We start from the raw sequence: 17,127 nt of genomic DNA on the forward strand, positions 1-17,127 counted from the left end.
TTGCGACATTGGGTCCCCGCTTTCGCGGGGATGACAATGCTGGGTTGGGGATGCTCCGCGCTTCCCGCCACTGCCGCTCCCGTCGCCTTCACCGGCGGGACGGTAATGACCGGCGCGGGGACGACGATCGAGAACGCGACAGTCGTCGTCGACAACGGGCGCATCATTGCGGTCGGCAGCGGTGTCGCGGTGCCAGCGGGCACGCAGACGATCGATGCGACCGGCAAGATCATCACCCCGGGGCTCGTCGTCGGCATGTCCGACCTCGGCATCGACGAGGTCGGCGGCGTCCGCGAGGCGAACGACACGCGCGCGAACAAATCGCCCTTCTCCGCCGCGCTCGACGTCGTTCCCGCGCTCAATGGCCGCGAGACCGGGATCGCGGTCGCGCGCGCTGGCGGGGTCACCCGCGCGGTCGTTGCGCCCGAGGCGAGCCGCGACATCTTCGCCGGGCAGGGCGCGCTGATCCGACTGTCCGACGGCCCCGATATCCTGACGCGCGGCAAGGCTTTCCAGCTCGTCGAACTCGGCGAGAACGGTGCCGAGGCGGCAGGGGGCAGCCGCACCGCGTCGTTCGCCGCGTTCAGGAACGCGCTCGACGAGGCCCGCGAGTATGCCGCGCATCGCGGCCGCGAGACCGGAAATCACGAAAACCTCTACCCGCGCGCCGATACGGCCGCGTTGGTACCGGTCGTCGAGGGCCAGCAGCCGCTCGTCGTCCATGTCGAGCGCGCATCGGACATTCTCGCGGTCCTCGCGCTCCGCACCGACTTTCCCAAGCTTCGCCTGATCCTGTTCGGCGCGCGCGAGGGCTGGACGATCGCCGACCGGATCGCGGCGGCGCACGTCCCCGTCATCACCAGCGCGATCGACGACCTGCCCGATGCGTTCGAGACGCTCGCATCGACGAAGTCGAATGTCGGGCGGCTCGTCGCGGCGGGCGTCCTCGTCGGGCTTGGCACGTCGGGCGGCGAGTCGACCAACCAGCCGCGCAACGTCACGCAGTTCGCGGGCAACCTCGTCGCGCAGGGTCGCCTGCCCGGCGGCGTCGGGCTGACCCGCGACCAGGCGTTGAGCCTGATCACCCGCAACCCCGCGGAGATCTTCGGCATGACCGACACCGGCACGATCGCCCCGGGCAAGCGCGCCGACCTCGTCGTCTGGGACGGCGACCCGCTCGAGCTTCAATCGGCCCCGGTCGCGGTGCTGATCGACGGCGTCGCCCAGCCGATCACCTCGCGCCAGACCGAGTTGCGCGACCGGTATCTGCATCTGCAGCACGACGCGCTGCCGCTGGCGTATCGGCCTTAGGATGCACGCGGCCGCGACCGTGGGGGAGGGGGAAGGACGATGACGCTTCTCATCATCGCCCTCGTCGCGTTCGTCGGCAGCCATTTCCTCCTGTCGCACCCCCTCCGCGCGCCACTCGTCAAGGCGTTCGGCGCGGGCGGGTTCGCCGGGGTCTATTCGCTCGTCGCGTTCGCCACGCTTGGCTGGGCGGTGTTCGAGTGGCGTCGCGCTCCGGTCGATGTCGTGTGGACTGCCCCGGCATGGGCGTGGCCGCTCGCCGGGGTGGTGATGCTGATCGCGATGATCCTGTTCGTCGGATCGATGACCGCGCCGAACCCGGCGCTGATGGGGACCCCCGCCGCCGCTGCATCCGCCAGCCCGCGTGGAGTCCAGCGCATCACCCGCCACCCGATGATGTGGGCGTTCGCTTTGTGGGCGATCGTCCACGCGACGCTCGGCGGGACCAGCCGCGACATCGCATTGAGCAGCGCGGTCCTGATCCTCGCGCTGGTCGGCGCACACTTTCAGGACCGCAAGAAGCGCGAACAACTCGGCGCGGCGTGGGGCGCACACGAAGCGGCGACAAGCTTCATGCCGTTCGGGCGCGGCTTCGCGATGCCCGGCTGGGTCGCGCTGATCGGCGGCATCGTGCTGTTCGCTGTCGCGACCTTCGCCCATCCCTATGCGGGCGGGCCGAACCTGTGGGGGATGGGATGAAGTACGCCGAACAGACGGTCTGGATCACCGGCGCGTCGTCGGGGATCGGCGCGGCGCTCGCGGTCGCCTTCGCCGCCGAGGGCGCGAAGCTCATCCTGTCGGGGCGCAATGAAGCCGCGCTCGCCGAGGTCGCTGCGCAGTGCCCCGGGGCGCGGACGATCGCCTTCGACACCACCGATCTCACCGCGCTCCCCGGCATCGTCGTCGACGCCGGGCCGGTCGACATCCTCGTCAACAACGCCGGCATCTCGCAGCGCAGCCTCGCGCTCGACACCGACTTCGAGGTCTACCGCCGGATCATGGAGGTCGATTTCTTCGCCCCGCTCCGGCTGACGCAACTCGTTCTCCCCGGCATGGTCACGGCGAAGGCGGGGCGGATCGTGATGATCGCCTCGGTCGCGGGCAAGGCGGGGAGCCCGATGCGGACCGGCTATTGCGCCGCGAAGCACGCGATGATCGGCTACGCCGACGCACTCCGCGCCGAAATCGCCCAGTACGGCGTCGCGGTCCATGTCGTCACCCCGGGCTTCGTCCGCACCAACATCGCGGTCCATGCCCTCGAAGGCGGCGGGGCCGAGCGCGGGCGCAGCGATGCGAGCATCGACGCCGGGGTCAGCCCCGAAAGCGCCGCCGCGACCATCCTTGCGGGGATGGCAGCGGGGACGCGCGAGATACTGGTGGGCGACGGTCCCGAGATGATGCTCGGCAAATTGCGCGGGAGCGATCCCGACCGGCTGTTCGACATGATGGCAGCGGCAGCGCCGATGGTCGAGCGGTAGCGCGGGAGGAGCGCGGCTGACCCTTGAGTTGTCATCCCCGCGAAAGCGGGGACCCAAGATCGCAAGGGGTGACTTTGGGTCCCCGCGTTCGCGGGGATGACAGTCGTAATTAGCCTCCCGCCCGAGGGTAATTAGCGCTTCGCTCGATCCCTACCGCCCGACCATCGCCATCATTGCCGCGCTGCCGTAGCGCGGCCCCGCTGTCCCTCCCACCGGCGACGCCGCATCGAGCGCCGCGAGATCGTCGCCGGTCAGCACGACATCGACCGCCTTGACGCTGTCCTCGAGCGTCACGCGGCGCTTCATTCCCGGGATCGGTACGATCGTCGCACTCTGCGCGAGCAGCCAAGCCAGCGCGACCTGCGCCGCGCTCGCATCGTGGCGCTCGCCGATCTCGCGGACCACGGTGACTGCGCGCATGTTCGCGTCGAAGTTTTCGCCCTGGTAGCGCGGGTCCCGCTTGCGATAGTCGCTGTCGGGATAGTCCTCGGCGCGCTTCGCCGTCCCCGCGAGGAAGCCGCGCCCGAGCGGCGAATACGGCACGAAGCCGATGCCGAGTTCGCGGCACAGCGGCAGTATTTCCGCCTCGGCGCCGCGCTCCCACAATGAATATTCGCTCTGCAGCGCCGCGATCGGGTGGACCGCCGCCGCGCGCCGCAGCGTCGCCGCACCCGCCTCGCTCAGCCCGATTTGGCGGATCTTGCCTTCGCGCACGAGGTCGGCGAGCGTGCCGACGACGTCCTCGATCGGCACCGCCGGGTCGACGCGGTGCTGGTAGAACAGGTCGATGACGTCGATGTCGAGTCGCTTGAGGCTGGCTTCGGCGACGTCGCGGATGTGTTCGGGGCGGCTGTCGGTGCCGCTCAGTCCCTCACCGATGCGGAAGCCGAACTTGGTCGCGATGACCAGCCCGTCGCGGCGGCCCTTGATTGCGCGACCGAGCAAAATTTCGTTGGCGAACGGGCCATAGACTTCGGCGGTGTCGAAAAAGGTGATGCCGAGGTCGATCGCGCGGTGGACGGTGGCAATCGCCTCGCCCTCGTCGACTTCGCCGTACATCGCGGTCATGCCGCTCGCGCCCGCCATGCCCATGCAGCCGAGGCCGAGCGCCGATACTGTCAGGCCGTCGCCGAGGGTGCGGTTGTTCATGCCGTGTCTCCGATGCTTGCGGTAGGGCGTCGCCCCAAGGTATGACTCGTTAAGGGGTAATGAAGCACCATGACGCGCAAATATTTCGGCACCGACGGAATTCGCGGCCTGACCAACACCGCGCCGATGACCCCGGAGGTGGCGATGCGCGTCGGCCAGGCGGCGGGGACGACGTTCCTCCGCGGCAGCCACAAGCACCGCGTCCTAATCGGCAAGGACACGCGCCTGTCGGGCTATATGATCGAGTCGGCGCTGACTGCGGGGTTCACGAGCGTCGGCATGGACGTCGTCCAGGTCGGGCCGATGCCGACACCGGCGGTGGCGATGCTGACGCGGTCGATGCGCGCCGACTTGGGCGTCATGGTCTCGGCGAGCCACAACCCGTTTCACGACAACGGGATCAAATTGTTCGGCCCGGACGGGTATAAATTGTCCGACGCCGACGAGCTCGAAATCGAGGCGCTGATCGACACCGCGCCGGTCCTCGCCGCCCCCGCCGCGATCGGCCGTGCGCGCCGCATCGACGACGCGCAGGGGCGCTATATCCATTCGGCGAAGTCGAGCTTTCCCGACCGGCTGCGCCTCGACGGGCTCCGCATCGTCATCGATTGCGCGCACGGCGCGGCGTACAAGGTCGCGCCGATGGCGTTGTGGGAATTGGGCGCCGACGTCATCCCGATCGGGGTCGACCCCGACGGCTTCAACGTCAACGCCGGGATCGGCTCGACCCACCCCGAGGCGATGCAGGAGCGCGTCGTCGCCAGCGGCGCCCACATCGGCATCGCATTGGACGGCGATGCCGACCGGCTAATCGTCGCCGACGAAAACGGGGCACTCGTCGACGGCGACCAGTTGATGGCGCTCGTCGTCACCGACTGGGCGAAAAAGGGCAAGCTCAAGGGCGGCGGGCTCGTCGCGACGGTGATGTCGAACCTCGGGCTCGAACGCTACCTGACGGGACAGGGGCTGACGCTCGAACGGACCAACGTCGGCGACCGCCATGTCCTCGAGGCGATGCGCGCGCGCGGCTTCAACGTCGGCGGCGAGCAGTCGGGGCACATCATCCTGCGCGACTATGCGACGACCGGCGACGGGCTGGTTGCGGCGCTGCAGATTTTGAGCGTGCTGGTGACGAGCGGCAAGCCGGCGAGCGAATTGCTCCACCTGTTCGACCCGCTGCCGCAATTGCTCAAGAACGTGCGGTTCGCGGGCGGCGCACCGCTCGATACCGACGCGGTCAAGCGCGTGATCGCGGCGGGCGAGGCACGATTGAACGGCACCGGGCGCCTGCTGATCCGCAAATCGGGCACCGAACCGCTGATCCGCGTCATGGCCGAAGGCGAGGACATCGGGTTGGTGACAGAGGTCGTCGACGAGATCTGCGCCGCAGTGCTGGCGGCGGGCTGATGCTCGACCTGCGACCCGACTGCGAACGCTGCGGCCGCGACCTGCCCCCCGACGCCGACGCACGCATCTGCACCTACGAATGCACCTTCTGCCCCGAGTGTGTCGACGGGCCGATGGCGAATCTCTGCCCGAACTGCGGCGGCGGTTTCGAGCGGCGCCCGATCCGTCCGGCGGCGATGCTGGCGAAACATCCGGCGTCAACAGTCCGCAACTACAAGCCGTGATCTCCCGCATCCTCATCATCGCCGGCTCCGACTCCTCCGGCGGGGCGGGCATTCAGGCGGACATCAAGACGGTGACGATGCTCGGCGGCTATGCGGCAACCGCGGTGACTGCGGTGACGGTGCAGAATACGCTTGGGGTGACCGCGGTTCATCCGATCCCGGCGGAGATCGTCGTCGCGCAGATGCGCGCCGTCATCGAGGATATCGGGGTCGATGCGGTCAAGATCGGGATGCTTGGCGATGCCGCGCTGATCGCGGCGGTGGCGGAGGGCTTGCGCGGGGTCAGCGTGCCGATCGTGCTCGATCCGGTGATGGTGGCGAAGGGCGGGGCGGAACTGCTCGGCGGCGATGCGGTTGCGGCGCTCGTGCGCTACCTGTTGCCGCTGGCGACGATCGTCACGCCGAACACGCCCGAACTTGCCGCGCTGACCGGGACCGAGGTTGAGGACGAGGGCGATGCCGTGCTTGCGGCGCAGGAATTGCTCGGGATGGGCGCGCGCGCGGTGCTGGCGAAGGGCGGGCATCTCGGTGGGGGCGAGGTCGCCGACTGGCTTGTCACCGGCAATGTGCAGACGCGATTTGCCAGTCCGCGGATCGAGACGCGGCACACGCATGGGACGGGGTGCACGCTGGCGTCGGCGATCGCGGTCGGGCTGGGGCGGGGGGAGCCGCTTGCCGAGGCGGTCGCGGCGGCGCGGTCGTATGTGATCGGGGCGATCGCCAATGCGCCGGGGTTCGGCGCGGGGCATGGGCCGCTGGGGCATGGGTGGATGCTCACCTCTGGCCGTCATCTCCGTGAAAGCGGGGACCCATCACCTGCTGCTGGAGATGGGTCCCCGCTTTCGCGGGGATGACGGTCGGGGTAGAGGATGGCGATGGCGACACTCTCCACCCCCTGCCTCACCCGCGAAACCCGCCACGGCCCGCGCTGCGCCGGGGTCGACGAAGCCGGGCGCGGGCCGCTCGCGGGGCCGGTGGTCGCCGCCGCGGTCGTCCTCGATCCCGACTGCTACCCCGAAGGCCTCAACGATTCGAAGGTCCTGACCGCCGCGCGCCGCGAAGCGCTGCTGGCGATGCTCAGCGACTGCGCCGAGATCGGCGTCGGCATCGCCTCGGTCGAGGAGGTCGACCACCTCAATATCTACTGGGCAACGATGCTGGCGATGGAGCGCGCGGTCGCCGCGCTGAAGCTCGCCCCGCGTCACGTCCTCGTCGACGGCAACCGCAGCCCGAAATGGGGTCACGCGACGACCACTGTCGTCGGCGGCGACGCGCTGTGCCTGTCGATCGCCGCCGCCTCGATCGTCGCCAAGGTCACCCGCGACAGGGTGATGGCCGAGCTTGCCGCCGAGCACCCGCATTACGGCTGGGCGACCAACATGGGCTATTCGACCCGCGAACATTTCGCCGGGCTCGCGCGCCACGGCGCGACCGCGCACCACCGCTACAGCTTCGCCCCCGTCGCGGCGGTGATGCAATCGGCGCGCGGCTGAGTCTTTCGGGCAACACCGCCAGCCGTGGTGGTCCAAGCGTGCTCCGCACTCAATCCATAGCGCTTCGAGCGGCAGTTCAGAACATCGCGGCAACACGCTGATTCCATTCGCGCCTTGACGCGGAGTCGCCCCGGACTCACAGCGATTCCCGGGCAAGTCCGGGGGGCGTGTGGAACTCGATCGTATCGTCACCGGCGACTGTATTGCGGCGATGGCCGAACTGCCGGCGAAGTCGGTCGACCTGATCTTCGCCGACCCGCCATATAATCTCCAGCTCGCACAGGCGCTCCACCGGCCCGAGGGCGGCGAAGTCGACGCGGTCAACGACGCGTGGGACAAGTTCGATAGCTTCGCCAGCTACGACGATTTCACCCGGCGCTGGCTCGCCGAGGCGCATCGGATCCTGAAGGACGACGGCACGATCTGGACGATCGGCAGCTATCACAACATCTTCCGCGTCGGCACCGCGCTCCAGGACATGGGCTTCTGGGTGTTGAACGACATCGTCTGGCGCAAGGCCAACCCGATGCCGAACTTCAAGGGGACGCGCTTCACCAACGCCCACGAGACGCTGATCTGGTGCGCGAAGTCCGACACCGCGCGGTACAAGTTCAATTATCAGGCGATGAAGGCTTTGAACGAAGAGCTCCAGATGCGCTCCGACTGGCTGCTGCCGATCTGCACCGGGGGGGAGCGGATCAAGGTCGACGGGATCAAGGCGCACCCGACGCAAAAGCCCGAGGCGCTGCTGTATCGCGTCCTGCTCGCGTGCACCGAACCCGGCGACATCGTCCTCGACCCGTTCTTCGGCACCGGCACGACCGGCGCGGTGGCGAAACTGCTCGGGCGGCACTGGATCGGCATCGAGCGCGAGGCGAAGTATGTGGCGGTCGCCGAACGCCGGATCGCCGAGTTGCTGCCGCTATCGGGCGGCGACATGGCGGTGACCCAGTCGAAGCGCGCCGCGCCGCGCGTCGCGTTCGGTGCGCTCGTCGAAACCGGGCTGATCCGTCCCGGCGCGATGCTCACCGACGCCCGCCGCCGCCACCGCGCCCGCGTCCGCCCCGACGGCAGCCTCGAAATGGGCGAGACCGCGGGGTCGATTCACCAGTGCGGTGCGGCGGCGCAGAACGCCCCGAGCTGCAACGGCTGGACCTTCTGGCTCGTCGAGGAGGGGATGGTGCCGCTCGAGACGCTGCGCGAGAAGTATCGCGCGTCGGCGTAAGCCTCACATCGTCGCGAACATCCCCGCCGCCGCGAGCGCCATGACCACGGTCGTGACCCAGCCGATCGTCTTCAGCCCGCGCGGCAGGACGAAATCGCCCATCACGTCGGTCCGACTGCCGAGGAGGACGATCATCGCCATGATCGGCACCGCGACGACACCGTTGATCACCGCGGTCCAGAACAAGGCCTTGATCGGGTCGAGCGGGGTGAAGTTGAGAAACGCGCCGACCAGCGTCGCGGCGACGATCACCCCGTTGAACAGCTTCGCCCGCGATGGTTTGCGGGCGAGACCGACATGCGCGCCGACCGCCTCCCCCACCGCATACGCCGCCGACCCGGCGAGGACCGGGAGCGCGAGCAGCCCGGTGCCGATAATGCCGAGCGCGAAGACGGTGAAGACCAGCGGTCCCGCGACCGGGCGCAACGCCTCTGCCGCCTGCGCCGAGGTCTGGATGTCGGTGACGCCGTGCGCGTTGAGCGTCGCCGCGGTCGTCAGGATGATGAATAGCGCGACGACGTTCGACACCGCCATGCCGATATAGGTATCCCAGCGTATCCGCTGGAATTCGGCCGCCGCCTGATCGGGCGCGCGCGTCAACGGTCGGGCGCCGGGCCGTTCCTTGACGTCCTCGACCTCCTCCCCGGCCTGCCAGAAGAACAGATACGGGCTGATCGTCGTGCCGAAGATCGCGACGATGATCGTCAGATATGCCGCCGACCACACCGGGTGTGGCACGACCATGCGGTACGCGACGTGCGCCCACGGAATATGGACGACGAGCGCGACCCCGACATAGGTGAACAGCGACAGCGTCAGCCATTTGAGCACCGCGACGTAGCGTGAATAGCGGACGAAGACCTCGAGCCCGACCGACAGCAAGGCGAACAGCGCGACATACAACAGATGCGGCCCGCCGATGACGAGTCCGACCGCCGCCGCCATCGCGCCGAGGTCGGCCCCGAGGTTGATCGTGTTGGCGATCAGCAGCAGCGCGACGAGCCCGAACACCACTGGCTTGGCGTAATGCAGCCGAAGGTTGCCCGCGATGCCCCGCCCGGTCACCCGCCCGATCCGCGCGCTGATCTCCTGGATCGCACACATCAGCGGGTAGCTGAACAGCATCACCCAGCCGAGGTCGTAGCCGAACTGCGCCCCCGCCTGCGAGTAGGTCGCGATGCCGCTCGGGTCGTCGTCCGACGCGCCGGTGATCAGCCCGGGGCCGAGCACTTCGGACAGTTTCGGCCGGGTCGGCTGCTTGACTGCTCCAGGCGGATTGGGGGTTGCGGGAGGAGCGCCGTCAGTCATCGCTGGGTCCGATCGTTGCCGCACCGAATCCTTACGACGCGACGCAGCAATCACCAAGCCGGTACGGCGGCGCGCGGTCGCAGCGAAATATGAACGGTATCGCTAGCGTACCCATTGCCCTAGCCAAGATGGGTAAGGGCCACAGCCGAGCCCCCGGGGAGTGAATGATGGCGACAATCCCGGCAACTGGCTGGCTCGACCGTGCGCAGACCGTCGCCGGACCGGGGTTCAACCGCTGGCTCGTCCCGCCGTGCGCGCTGGCGATCCATTTGTGCATCGGCATGGCGTACGGCTTCAGCGTGTTCTGGCTGCCGCTCGCGCACGCCATCGGCATCGGCGACCCGGTGGTGTGCAAGGGCATGTCGCTCGCCACCGCGCTGACGACGACGACGTGCGACTGGCGCGTCAGCGATCTCGTCTGGACCTACACCTTGTTCTTCGTCGTCCTCGGCGCGGCGGCGGCGATCTGGGGCGGCTGGCTCGAGCGCGTCGGGCCGCGCAAGGCGGGCGTCGTCGCGGCGTTCTGCTGGTGCGGCGGCATGGGCATCGCCGCGATCGGCGTGTCGATCCACCAGCTGTGGCTGATCTGGCTCGGCTCGGGGCTGATCGGCGGCATCGGGCTGGGGCTCGGCTACATCTCGCCGGTGTCGACGCTGATCAAGTGGTTTCCCGACCGGCGCGGGATGGCGACGGGGATGGCGATCATGGGCTTCGGCGGCGGTGCGCTGATCGGCTCGCCGCTCGCCGACCTGCTGATGAAGCACTTCGCGAGTCCCACCGGCGTCGGCGTGTGGCAGACCTTCCTTGTCCTCGCAGCGGGCTATTTCGTCTTCATGATGGCGGGCGCGATCGGCTACCGCGTCCCGCCCGACCGCTACGCGCCCGCCGGCTGGACCCCACCCGAGACGACGACGCTGAGCCGCTTCAACGTCGCGCTCGGCAATGCCCATCGGACGCCGCAATTCTGGCTCGTCTGGACGGTGTTGTTTCTGAACGTCTCGGCGTCGATCGGGATCATCGGGGTCGCCTCGCCGATGCTCCAGGAGCTGTTCGGCGGGCGGCTGATCGGCGACGCGGCTGCGCTGTTCACCAATTTCGATGCGAGCCAGAAAAAGGCGGCGGCGACGATCGGCGCGGGCTTCGTCGGCATCATCAGCCTGTTCAATATCGGCGGGCGCTTTTTCTGGGCAGCGCTGTCCGACCGGATCGGGCGCAAGCCGTTGTACGCGGTGATGACCGCGCTCGGCGCCGTACTGTATGGCCTCGCCGCGCCGCACTTCGCCGGGGTCTCGGTCGGGCTCTTCATCGTCACCTTTGCGGTGATCGCCTCGATGTACGGCGGCGGGTTCGCGGCGGTGCCGGCGTATCTCGCCGACCTGTTCGGAACGAAGTACGTCGGCGCGATCCACGGGCGGCTGCTCACCGCATGGTCGTGCGCCGGGATCGCCGGGCCGCTCCTCGTCGCGGGCATGCGCGACGCGCGGATCGCCGAGGGTGTGCCGCGCGCCGAGGTCTACGGCCCGATCTACCTGATCCTCGCGGCGATGCTCGTGGTCGGCTTCGTCGCCAACTTGGCTGTCCGCCCGGTCGCCGCGAAGTGGCATATGGCGGAGGATACGACCCCCGTCGCCGCTCCAGTCGAGACGACCGCGGGGCACACCGGCGGGGCGAGCCTGACCGCGATTCTCGCGTGGGCGGCGGTCGGGCTGCCGATCGCGTGGGGCGTCTATATGGCGGTGCTCAAGGCGGCGGTGCTGCTCAAATAATTACTCCTGCATCGCGTAGAGCTTGACGATCCCGTAGAGAAAATCGCGGCCGTTGAACAACGACGCCACACGGATGCGCTCGTTCAAGCCATGGACGCCGTTGCCGTCGGGGTCGCCGAACATGCCGGTGACGCCGTAGGTCGGGATGCCGACCGGCGAAAGGAACGCGCCATCGGTCGCGCCTGCGGTGAGGATCGGGATGATCGGCGTGCCGGGCCAGATCGTCGCCGCGACCTTGGTGATCGGCCCCATGATTTCAGGCGTCAGCGGCGGCGGTGCCTTGGTCACTTCGCTCCGTGACCCTATCGCAGTCACCTTGACCGCCGGGTCTGCAACCAGCCGTTCGAGCGTCGCGCGGACCTGCTCGGCCGACGTACCCGGGAAGATGCGGCAGTTGATGTTCGCCCGCGCGCGCTGCGGCAGCGCGTTGGTCGCGTGCCCCGCGTCGAGCATCGTCGCGACGCACGTCGTGTGGAGCATGCCGTTATACCCCGGATCGCCCTCGATCACCGCGGCCGCCGCGGCATCCTTCGGGTCGCCCGCGATCGTCGTCATCGCGGCCCCCATCGCGCCGCCGACCATCGGCCCCATCGTCTTGTAATAGCCGCGCGAAGCGTCGGTCAGCTCGACCGGGAATTGGTACGCCTCGATATTCACCAGCCCGTGCGCGAGGCGGTAGATCGCATTGTCCTTCGACGGGCGCGACGAATGCCCGCCGGGGTTGGTCACTTCGAGCCGGTAGTCCTGCGGGAATTTCTCGCCCGCCTCGATGTTGAGCGCGATCGGCTTGCCGTTGGCGTCGAGCCGCCCGCCCGCGCCCTCGTTGAGCGCGAATGCGGCGTCGATCAGCTTGCGCTCGTTCTTGGCGAGATAACCCGCGCCGTTGAACGCGCTCGCGGTTTCCTCGCCGCAGGTCAGCGCGAGCTTGACGGTACGGCGCGGCTTGAAGCCTCCGGTCTTGAAGCGGACGAGCGTGTCGACGAACACCGCGGCCGACGCCTTGTCGTCGCTGGCGCCGCGCGCGTAGAAATAGCCGCCCTCCTCGACCAGCTTGAAGGGGTCGCGCGCCCAGTCCTCGCGCTTCGCCTCGACGACGTCGATGTGTGCGAGCAACAGCATTGCCTTCGCCTTGGGGTCGGAGCCCGGCAGCACCGCGACGAGCCCGCCCTCCTTCGGATGCCCCTCGGCTGCGAACGGGTGGAGGTCGGCGTCGGCGAACCCCGCCGCCTTCAACCGCGCCGCCATCTTCGCCGCCGCCGCTGTGCAGTCGCCCGCCGACAGCGTCGTGTTGGTCTCGACGAGCTCACGGTAGAGGTCGACGAACGCGGCTTGGTCGGGGCGCGGGGCAGCGAGCGCTGCGACCGGCGCGACCAGCAGGCTGACCACGAGGCTTGCGGACAAGACGATCGATCGCATCGGGGAGGAGCCTTAAGGTTAGGGACGATCGAAGCTAGCACGGCCTGGCAGCGGCACAAGCCAGCTCGAGCGGCGGCAGCACTCTTGTCACCTCACACAATCCTGCGCATCATTTTGCGGCACGATCGGCGGCATCGCCGGGGATCGAAGTCGGGGGATCACATGCACCACAAGCGGCTGATCGCAGTCCTGTGCCTCGCGCTGCCGCTTGCCGTCCTGCCGGCCGCGTGCGTGACCGTCCCGCAATACGACGCGACAACCGACAGCGCGATCTCGGCGGTACAGCGCGAGATCGACGGGCGGCTGGTGACGCTGATCTCTGCGGCGGAGTCGACCGACCCGGCGGTGCGGCAAAGCGCGAGCTTTGCCCGGAACGCCGCCTTCTACGATCAGGTCGACAGCGATCTCGTCGCGCTCGCGATGCGGATGGAGGCGGTGCAGGACCGGTCGACGGCGAACCTGCCGCAGTTTTTCGCCAACCTCGCCCAGCAGATGAGCAATCTCAAGGCGGCGCACAAGACCGACGACATCATCCCGGGGCCGGTCGTCGCGATCACGCGCAAACAACTCAATGCCAATTTCGCGGTGTTGCTGACGTACGAGCTGTCGCTGAAGGGCGTCGCCAGCGCGGGCAAGGCATCGACGACGAGCACGGCGACAGCGACCCAATAAACAGGAGGCACAGCCATGGCGATCGATTGGGGCGCGACCCTCAAACTCGCAGCAACATCGGGCATAGCCGCTGCGGAGGGCGTGTTGCACACCGAATTGGCGATCGTCGCCCCGGCGGCAAAGGCTGCATTCGGCGCGCTGGCCCAAACCGCGATCGAAATCGAGATCGAGCGCGCCACGTTTTCGCCGAGCGATATCAAACTGCTCGAGGATAACCAGAAGCTCGCCGTGCAGAACGTCCTGCTGGGCTATCAGGATATCGGCATCGTCGTTGCCGAGGCGGCGGTCGCGGCGGCATGGGACGCGATCATGGCGGTCGTCACGACGGCGGCGAAGACGGTCATCTGATGCGCGGGTTGGGCTGAGTTTCGTAACGCAGACGGGAGGGTGTGCAGTTGCCAGCGAGGCATCGCTTCCGCATAAATCCACCGATGAAAATCCTTGCGCTGACCGCTGTCCTCGCCACCCACGCGCTCGCGGCCCCGGCCCCCGCCATCACGGCGATGACCCCCGACATCCCCAAGCACTTCACCAACCCCGCGTCGGACGCCGCCGCCGATTACGTCAAGCGGACCGTCGAGATCCCGATGCGCGACGGGGTCAAGCTCCACACCGTGATCGTCGTGCCGAAGGGGGCGACGCACGCCGGGATCATCCTGACGCGCACGCCCTACCACGCCGACAAGCGTGCCGAGCGCAACGTCAGTCCGTCGATGGTGTCGATGCTGCCGCAGGGCGATGAGATCTTCGCCGCCGCCGGCTATATCCGCGTCTTCCAGGACGTCCGCGGCAAGTACAAGTCGGGCGGCGAGTACGTCATGGTCCGCCCGGTCCGCGGGCCGCTCAATCCGACCAAGGTCGACCACGGGACCGACGCGTGGGATACGATCGACTGGCTGGTCAAGAACGTGCCTGAATCGAACGGCAAGGTCGGGATGATCGGCTCGTCGTACGAGGGCTTTACCGTCCTGATGGCGCTGACCGATCCGCACCCGGCGTTGAAGGTCGCGATCCCGATGTCGCCGATGGTCGACGGCTGGAAGGGCGACGACTGGTTCCACAACGGCGCGTTCCGCCAGAACGTCTGGGGCTATCATGCTTCGCAGACCGAGGTGAAGGACGACGGCGACGCGATCGCGCAGGGGGTTTACGACGACTACACCGCCTACCTCCGCGCCGGGTCGAGCGGCGATTACGCGCGCAAATACGGCATCGCCGACCTGCCCTATTCGCAAAAGGTCATGCAGCACCCGGCGTACGACAGCTTCTGGTCGGAGCAGGCGCTCGACAAGACGCTCGCCGCGAAGCCGCCGCATGTCCCGACGATGCTCATCGTCGGACGCTGGGACCAGGAGGATATCTACGGCGCCTATGCGGTCTATGCCGCATTGAAGCCGCTCAACGTCGCGCCGACGTATCTCGTCGTCGGGCCGTGGCGGCATTCGGGGGTCAATTACGACGGGTCGAGCCTCGGGCCGATCAAGTTCACCGGCGACACCGCGCTCGAATTCCGCCGCGACGTCATGCAGCCGTTCCTCGACCAGTATTTGAAGGACGACGCGCCCAAGGCCGATACACCGCCGGTGTGGAGCTACGAGACCGGCACGAACAAATGGCGGCGGCTCGACAGCTGGCCGAAGGTTGCCGCGCTCAAGCCGCTGTACCTCCAGGCGAACATGGGCCTCGGCTTCGGAACGGCGGCGGAGGGGCACGACGATTATGTCTCCGACCCGGCGCATCCGATCCCGTTCGTGCCCCGCCCCGTCCGGATGGAGGACCGCAGCGTGTGGACGCAATGGCTCGTCACCGACCAGCGCCCGGCGAACGCGCGGACCGACGTCCTCAGCTATGTCGGACCGGTCCTGACCGCGCCGGTTCACATCGCCGGCCAGTCGATGGTCAACCTGTTCGCGGCGACGACCGGGACCGACGCCGACTGGGTGGTCAAGTTGATCGACGTCTATCCCGACGAGGTGCCGTCGCAGCCCGAGCTCGGCGGCTACCAGCTGCCGATCGCGCTCGACATCTTCCGCGGGCGGTATCGGGATTCGCTGTCGTCCCCGACCGCGATCCCGGTCAATACGCCGCAGAAGTATCGCTTCGCGCTACCCAACGCCGACCATGTGTTTTTGCCCGGGCACCGGATCATGGTCCAGATCCAGTCGAGCCTGTTCCCGCTGTACGACCGCAACCCGCAGACCTTCGTGCCGAACATCTTCGACGCGAAGCCCGGCGATTACCGCGCCGCGACCGAGAGCGTGCTCCGCGGCGGCGCAACCGCGAGCGCGATCGAGCTGCCGGTCGTCGAGTGAGGGTGAGCCGATTGGGCGCGCGTGGGTTGCATCTGCGCCGGACGACGTGCGGGCGTGTGCGGGCCGTGTGCGCCCGATGAAACCGGAGGATATTGAAACGCTGTTTGCGCGGCTGAGCGCGGGCAACCCCGCCCCGACGACCGAGCTCGACTACGCCAACCCATTCGAATTGCTCGTCGCCGTCGTCCTGTCGGCACAATCGACCGACATCGGCGTCAATCGCGCGACCAAAGGCCTGTTCGCCGCCGCCAGCACCCCAGCAGCCATGGTCGCCCTTGGCGAAGACGGAATTCGTAACCATATCCGCACGATCGGCCTGTTCAATACCAAGGCAAAGAATGTCTTAGCCTTAAGCGCCGCGCTCATCGCGAACCATATGGGAGAGGTTCCCCACGATCGCGCCGCGCTCGAAGCCCTCCCAGGAGTCGGCAGAAAGACCGCCAACGTCGTCCTCAACGAGATTTTCGGCGACGAGACCTGCGCCGTCGACACCCATATCTTTCGTGTGGCAAATCGCACCAGCCTGGCGCCCGGTGCCACGCCCCGCGCCGTCGAGGACGGGCTTATGGCAGTCATTCCAGCCGCTTACAGACGCCACGCACATCACTGGCTGTTGCTGCATGGCCGCTACGTCTGCCTCGCGCGAAAGCCGGAGTGCTGGCGATGCGTCGTTTTCGAAGTCTGTGCGTATTTGCCAAAGACGCGTCTCTCACCCTGACCAAAGGGTGGTGTCGAGTTCATGGCCTGTTCAGAGCCGGTTGCTTAAGGTGTACCATTAGTATTTAGTAGCGTCGCGTCCTATTAGGCAGATCGAGAAGACACGATGCGGCGGGTTGTTCCAGCGTTTTGCTTTGTGCTCGGTAACGGATTGACGGCGTGTACGGCGACGCCGCCGGTGAAGCCGGCAGTAGCGGTTGCAACGACTGTCGCCCCCGTAAAGTCTTCGGCCATTGCGAAATCCTGCGTGCAATTGAACCGCGTTCGCGAGGCTAGGGTCGTCGATGACCGCACCATCGATTTTTACCTCAGCAACCGCGAAGTGCTGCGAAACACTTTGCCCAACAGCTGCCCACAACTCGGTTTCGAGCGCGCCTTCAGCTATTCGACATCGCTCAGCCAGCTATGTTCAGTCGATATCATAACCGTCATCATCCAGGGCGGCGGCCCGAGCCGCGGTGCCAGCTGCGGCCTCGGCCCCTTCGTCCCTTACACCCCGGCTACGAAGTAGGTTCCCGGGAAATAGCCTGCTGGCGCGTCGGCCACGAGTTTGCTAAAGCCGCCGCATGCACCCGTAGCTCAGCTGGATAGAGCACTGCCCTCCGAAGGCAGGGGTCGGGGGTTCGAATCTCTCCGGGTGCACCAAACATCG

The 17,127-nt window shown here is 67.7% G+C and carries 17 protein-coding genes and 1 tRNA gene; 15 read left to right on the plus strand and 3 right to left on the minus strand.

Annotated features, from left to right (window positions below; genetic code table 11):
• Positions 1-36: 36 nt before the first annotated feature.
• Genes KZX46_RS05315 through KZX46_RS05325 form a run of 3 tightly spaced genes read left to right on the plus strand, consistent with a single transcriptional unit; the run spans position 37 to position 2,786 of the window.
• Positions 37-1,311: an amidohydrolase family protein gene (locus tag KZX46_RS05315; RefSeq protein ID WP_226896109.1), complete on the plus strand. Its 1,275-nt coding sequence runs from the start codon at positions 37-39 to the stop codon at positions 1,309-1,311.
• Positions 1,312-1,350: 39 nt separating this feature from the next.
• On the plus strand, positions 1,351-2,007 hold the full coding sequence (locus tag KZX46_RS05320) for an NnrU family protein (protein ID WP_219775774.1): 657 nt from the start codon (positions 1,351-1,353) through the stop codon (positions 2,005-2,007).
• The gene (locus KZX46_RS05325; RefSeq protein ID WP_219775775.1) at positions 2,004-2,786 is read left to right on the plus strand and encodes an SDR family NAD(P)-dependent oxidoreductase; all 783 of its coding nucleotides are present in this window, start codon (positions 2,004-2,006) and stop codon (positions 2,784-2,786) included. Before KZX46_RS05320 ends, KZX46_RS05325 begins: the two co-directional genes overlap by 4 nt.
• Before the next feature lie 150 nt (positions 2,787-2,936).
• On the opposite strand, the gene KZX46_RS05330 is transcribed toward KZX46_RS05325, so the two are convergent.
• A complete protein-coding gene (locus KZX46_RS05330; RefSeq protein WP_219775776.1) occupies positions 2,937-3,935 on the minus strand; it encodes an aldo/keto reductase in 999 nt (332 codons plus the stop codon).
• Positions 3,936-4,004: 69 nt separating this feature from the next.
• Between KZX46_RS05330 and glmM the strand changes: the two genes are divergently transcribed.
• From glmM to KZX46_RS05350, 5 genes are all read left to right on the plus strand, one after another.
• Entirely contained in the window at positions 4,005-5,342 is a 1,338-nt protein-coding gene (glmM, locus tag KZX46_RS05335; protein ID WP_219775777.1) for a phosphoglucosamine mutase, read from the plus strand.
• On the plus strand, positions 5,342-5,566 hold the full coding sequence (locus KZX46_RS22770) for a DUF1272 domain-containing protein (RefSeq protein WP_226896110.1): 225 nt from the start codon (positions 5,342-5,344) through the stop codon (positions 5,564-5,566). Before glmM ends, KZX46_RS22770 begins: the two co-directional genes overlap by 1 nt.
• A complete protein-coding gene (thiD, locus tag KZX46_RS05340; RefSeq protein WP_226896111.1) occupies positions 5,563-6,420 on the plus strand; it encodes a bifunctional hydroxymethylpyrimidine kinase/phosphomethylpyrimidine kinase in 858 nt (285 codons plus the stop codon). The genes KZX46_RS22770 and thiD overlap by 4 nt, the downstream gene beginning before the upstream one ends.
• A gap of 21 nt (positions 6,421-6,441) precedes the next feature.
• Complete coding sequence (locus KZX46_RS05345; protein WP_219775779.1) at positions 6,442-7,059, plus strand: ribonuclease HII; 618 nt, start codon at positions 6,442-6,444, stop codon at positions 7,057-7,059.
• Positions 7,060-7,270: 211 nt separating this feature from the next.
• Complete coding sequence (locus tag KZX46_RS05350) at positions 7,271-8,284, plus strand: DNA methyltransferase (protein ID WP_219776862.1); 1,014 nt, start codon at positions 7,271-7,273, stop codon at positions 8,282-8,284.
• Between the two features lie 3 nt (positions 8,285-8,287).
• On the opposite strand, the gene KZX46_RS05355 is transcribed toward KZX46_RS05350, so the two are convergent.
• Positions 8,288-9,592, minus strand: coding sequence for an NRAMP family divalent metal transporter (locus KZX46_RS05355; protein ID WP_219775780.1), 1,305 nt, complete (start codon positions 9,590-9,592; stop codon positions 8,288-8,290).
• Positions 9,593-9,759: 167 nt separating this feature from the next.
• On the opposite strand from KZX46_RS05355, the gene KZX46_RS05360 reads away from it, so the two are divergent.
• On the plus strand, positions 9,760-11,358 hold the full coding sequence (locus KZX46_RS05360; RefSeq protein ID WP_219775781.1) for an OFA family MFS transporter: 1,599 nt from the start codon (positions 9,760-9,762) through the stop codon (positions 11,356-11,358).
• Here KZX46_RS05360 and KZX46_RS05365 read toward each other — a convergent pair whose 3' ends face one another.
• Complete coding sequence (locus KZX46_RS05365) at positions 11,359-12,774, minus strand: M20/M25/M40 family metallo-hydrolase (RefSeq protein WP_219775782.1); 1,416 nt, start codon at positions 12,772-12,774, stop codon at positions 11,359-11,361.
• Positions 12,775-12,936: 162 nt separating this feature from the next.
• On the opposite strand from KZX46_RS05365, the gene KZX46_RS05370 reads away from it, so the two are divergent.
• The 6 genes from KZX46_RS05370 (at position 12,937) to KZX46_RS05395 (ending at position 17,120) form a co-directional block, all read left to right on the plus strand.
• Positions 12,937-13,446, plus strand: coding sequence for a hypothetical protein (locus tag KZX46_RS05370; RefSeq protein ID WP_216709455.1), 510 nt, complete (start codon positions 12,937-12,939; stop codon positions 13,444-13,446).
• Between the two features lie 15 nt (positions 13,447-13,461).
• Complete coding sequence (locus KZX46_RS05375; protein WP_219775783.1) at positions 13,462-13,794, plus strand: hypothetical protein; 333 nt, start codon at positions 13,462-13,464, stop codon at positions 13,792-13,794.
• 83 nt (positions 13,795-13,877) lie between these two features.
• Positions 13,878-15,758, plus strand: a complete 1,881-nt coding sequence (locus KZX46_RS05380; RefSeq protein ID WP_219775784.1) for a CocE/NonD family hydrolase — start codon at positions 13,878-13,880, stop codon at positions 15,756-15,758.
• 76 nt (positions 15,759-15,834) lie between these two features.
• Positions 15,835-16,476 (plus strand): endonuclease III, encoded by a 642-nt coding sequence (gene nth, locus KZX46_RS05385; protein ID WP_219776863.1) that lies wholly within the window; start codon positions 15,835-15,837, stop codon positions 16,474-16,476.
• Positions 16,477-16,581: 105 nt separating this feature from the next.
• Positions 16,582-16,986 (plus strand): hypothetical protein, encoded by a 405-nt coding sequence (locus KZX46_RS05390; RefSeq protein ID WP_219775785.1) that lies wholly within the window; start codon positions 16,582-16,584, stop codon positions 16,984-16,986.
• Between the two features lie 57 nt (positions 16,987-17,043).
• Positions 17,044-17,120, plus strand: a tRNA-Arg gene (locus tag KZX46_RS05395).
• Positions 17,121-17,127: the final 7 nt, after the last annotated feature.

The organism is Polymorphobacter sp. PAMC 29334, assembly GCF_019431245.1.
Lineage (GTDB): Bacteria > Pseudomonadota > Alphaproteobacteria > Sphingomonadales > Sphingomonadaceae > Polymorphobacter_B > Polymorphobacter_B megasporae.

Bases quoted from the DNA above. Each gene is read 5' to 3' on its own strand.
- KZX46_RS05315 (WP_226896109.1), top strand. From the start codon at position 37: ATGCTGGGTTGGGGATGCTCCGCGCTTCCCGCCACTGCCGCTCCCGTC.
- KZX46_RS05320 (WP_219775774.1), top strand. From the start codon at position 1,351: ATGACGCTTCTCATCATCGCCCTCGTCGCGTTCGTCGGCAGCCATTTC.
- KZX46_RS05325 (WP_219775775.1), top strand. From the start codon at position 2,004: ATGAAGTACGCCGAACAGACGGTCTGGATCACCGGCGCGTCGTCGGGG.
- KZX46_RS05330 (WP_219775776.1), bottom strand. From the start codon at position 3,935: ATGAACAACCGCACCCTCGGCGACGGCCTGACAGTATCGGCGCTCGGC.
- glmM (WP_219775777.1), top strand. From the start codon at position 4,005: ATGACGCGCAAATATTTCGGCACCGACGGAATTCGCGGCCTGACCAAC.
- KZX46_RS22770 (WP_226896110.1), top strand. From the start codon at position 5,342: ATGCTCGACCTGCGACCCGACTGCGAACGCTGCGGCCGCGACCTGCCC.
- KZX46_RS05345 (WP_219775779.1), top strand. From the start codon at position 6,442: ATGGCGACACTCTCCACCCCCTGCCTCACCCGCGAAACCCGCCACGGC.
- KZX46_RS05350 (WP_219776862.1), top strand. From the start codon at position 7,271: ATGGCCGAACTGCCGGCGAAGTCGGTCGACCTGATCTTCGCCGACCCG.
- KZX46_RS05355 (WP_219775780.1), bottom strand. From the start codon at position 9,592: ATGACTGACGGCGCTCCTCCCGCAACCCCCAATCCGCCTGGAGCAGTC.
- KZX46_RS05360 (WP_219775781.1), top strand. From the start codon at position 9,760: ATGGCGACAATCCCGGCAACTGGCTGGCTCGACCGTGCGCAGACCGTC.
- KZX46_RS05365 (WP_219775782.1), bottom strand. From the start codon at position 12,774: ATGCGATCGATCGTCTTGTCCGCAAGCCTCGTGGTCAGCCTGCTGGTC.
- KZX46_RS05370 (WP_216709455.1), top strand. From the start codon at position 12,937: ATGCACCACAAGCGGCTGATCGCAGTCCTGTGCCTCGCGCTGCCGCTT.
- KZX46_RS05375 (WP_219775783.1), top strand. From the start codon at position 13,462: ATGGCGATCGATTGGGGCGCGACCCTCAAACTCGCAGCAACATCGGGC.
- KZX46_RS05380 (WP_219775784.1), top strand. From the start codon at position 13,878: ATGAAAATCCTTGCGCTGACCGCTGTCCTCGCCACCCACGCGCTCGCG.
- nth (WP_219776863.1), top strand. From the start codon at position 15,835: ATGAAACCGGAGGATATTGAAACGCTGTTTGCGCGGCTGAGCGCGGGC.
- KZX46_RS05390 (WP_219775785.1), top strand. From the start codon at position 16,582: ATGCGGCGGGTTGTTCCAGCGTTTTGCTTTGTGCTCGGTAACGGATTG.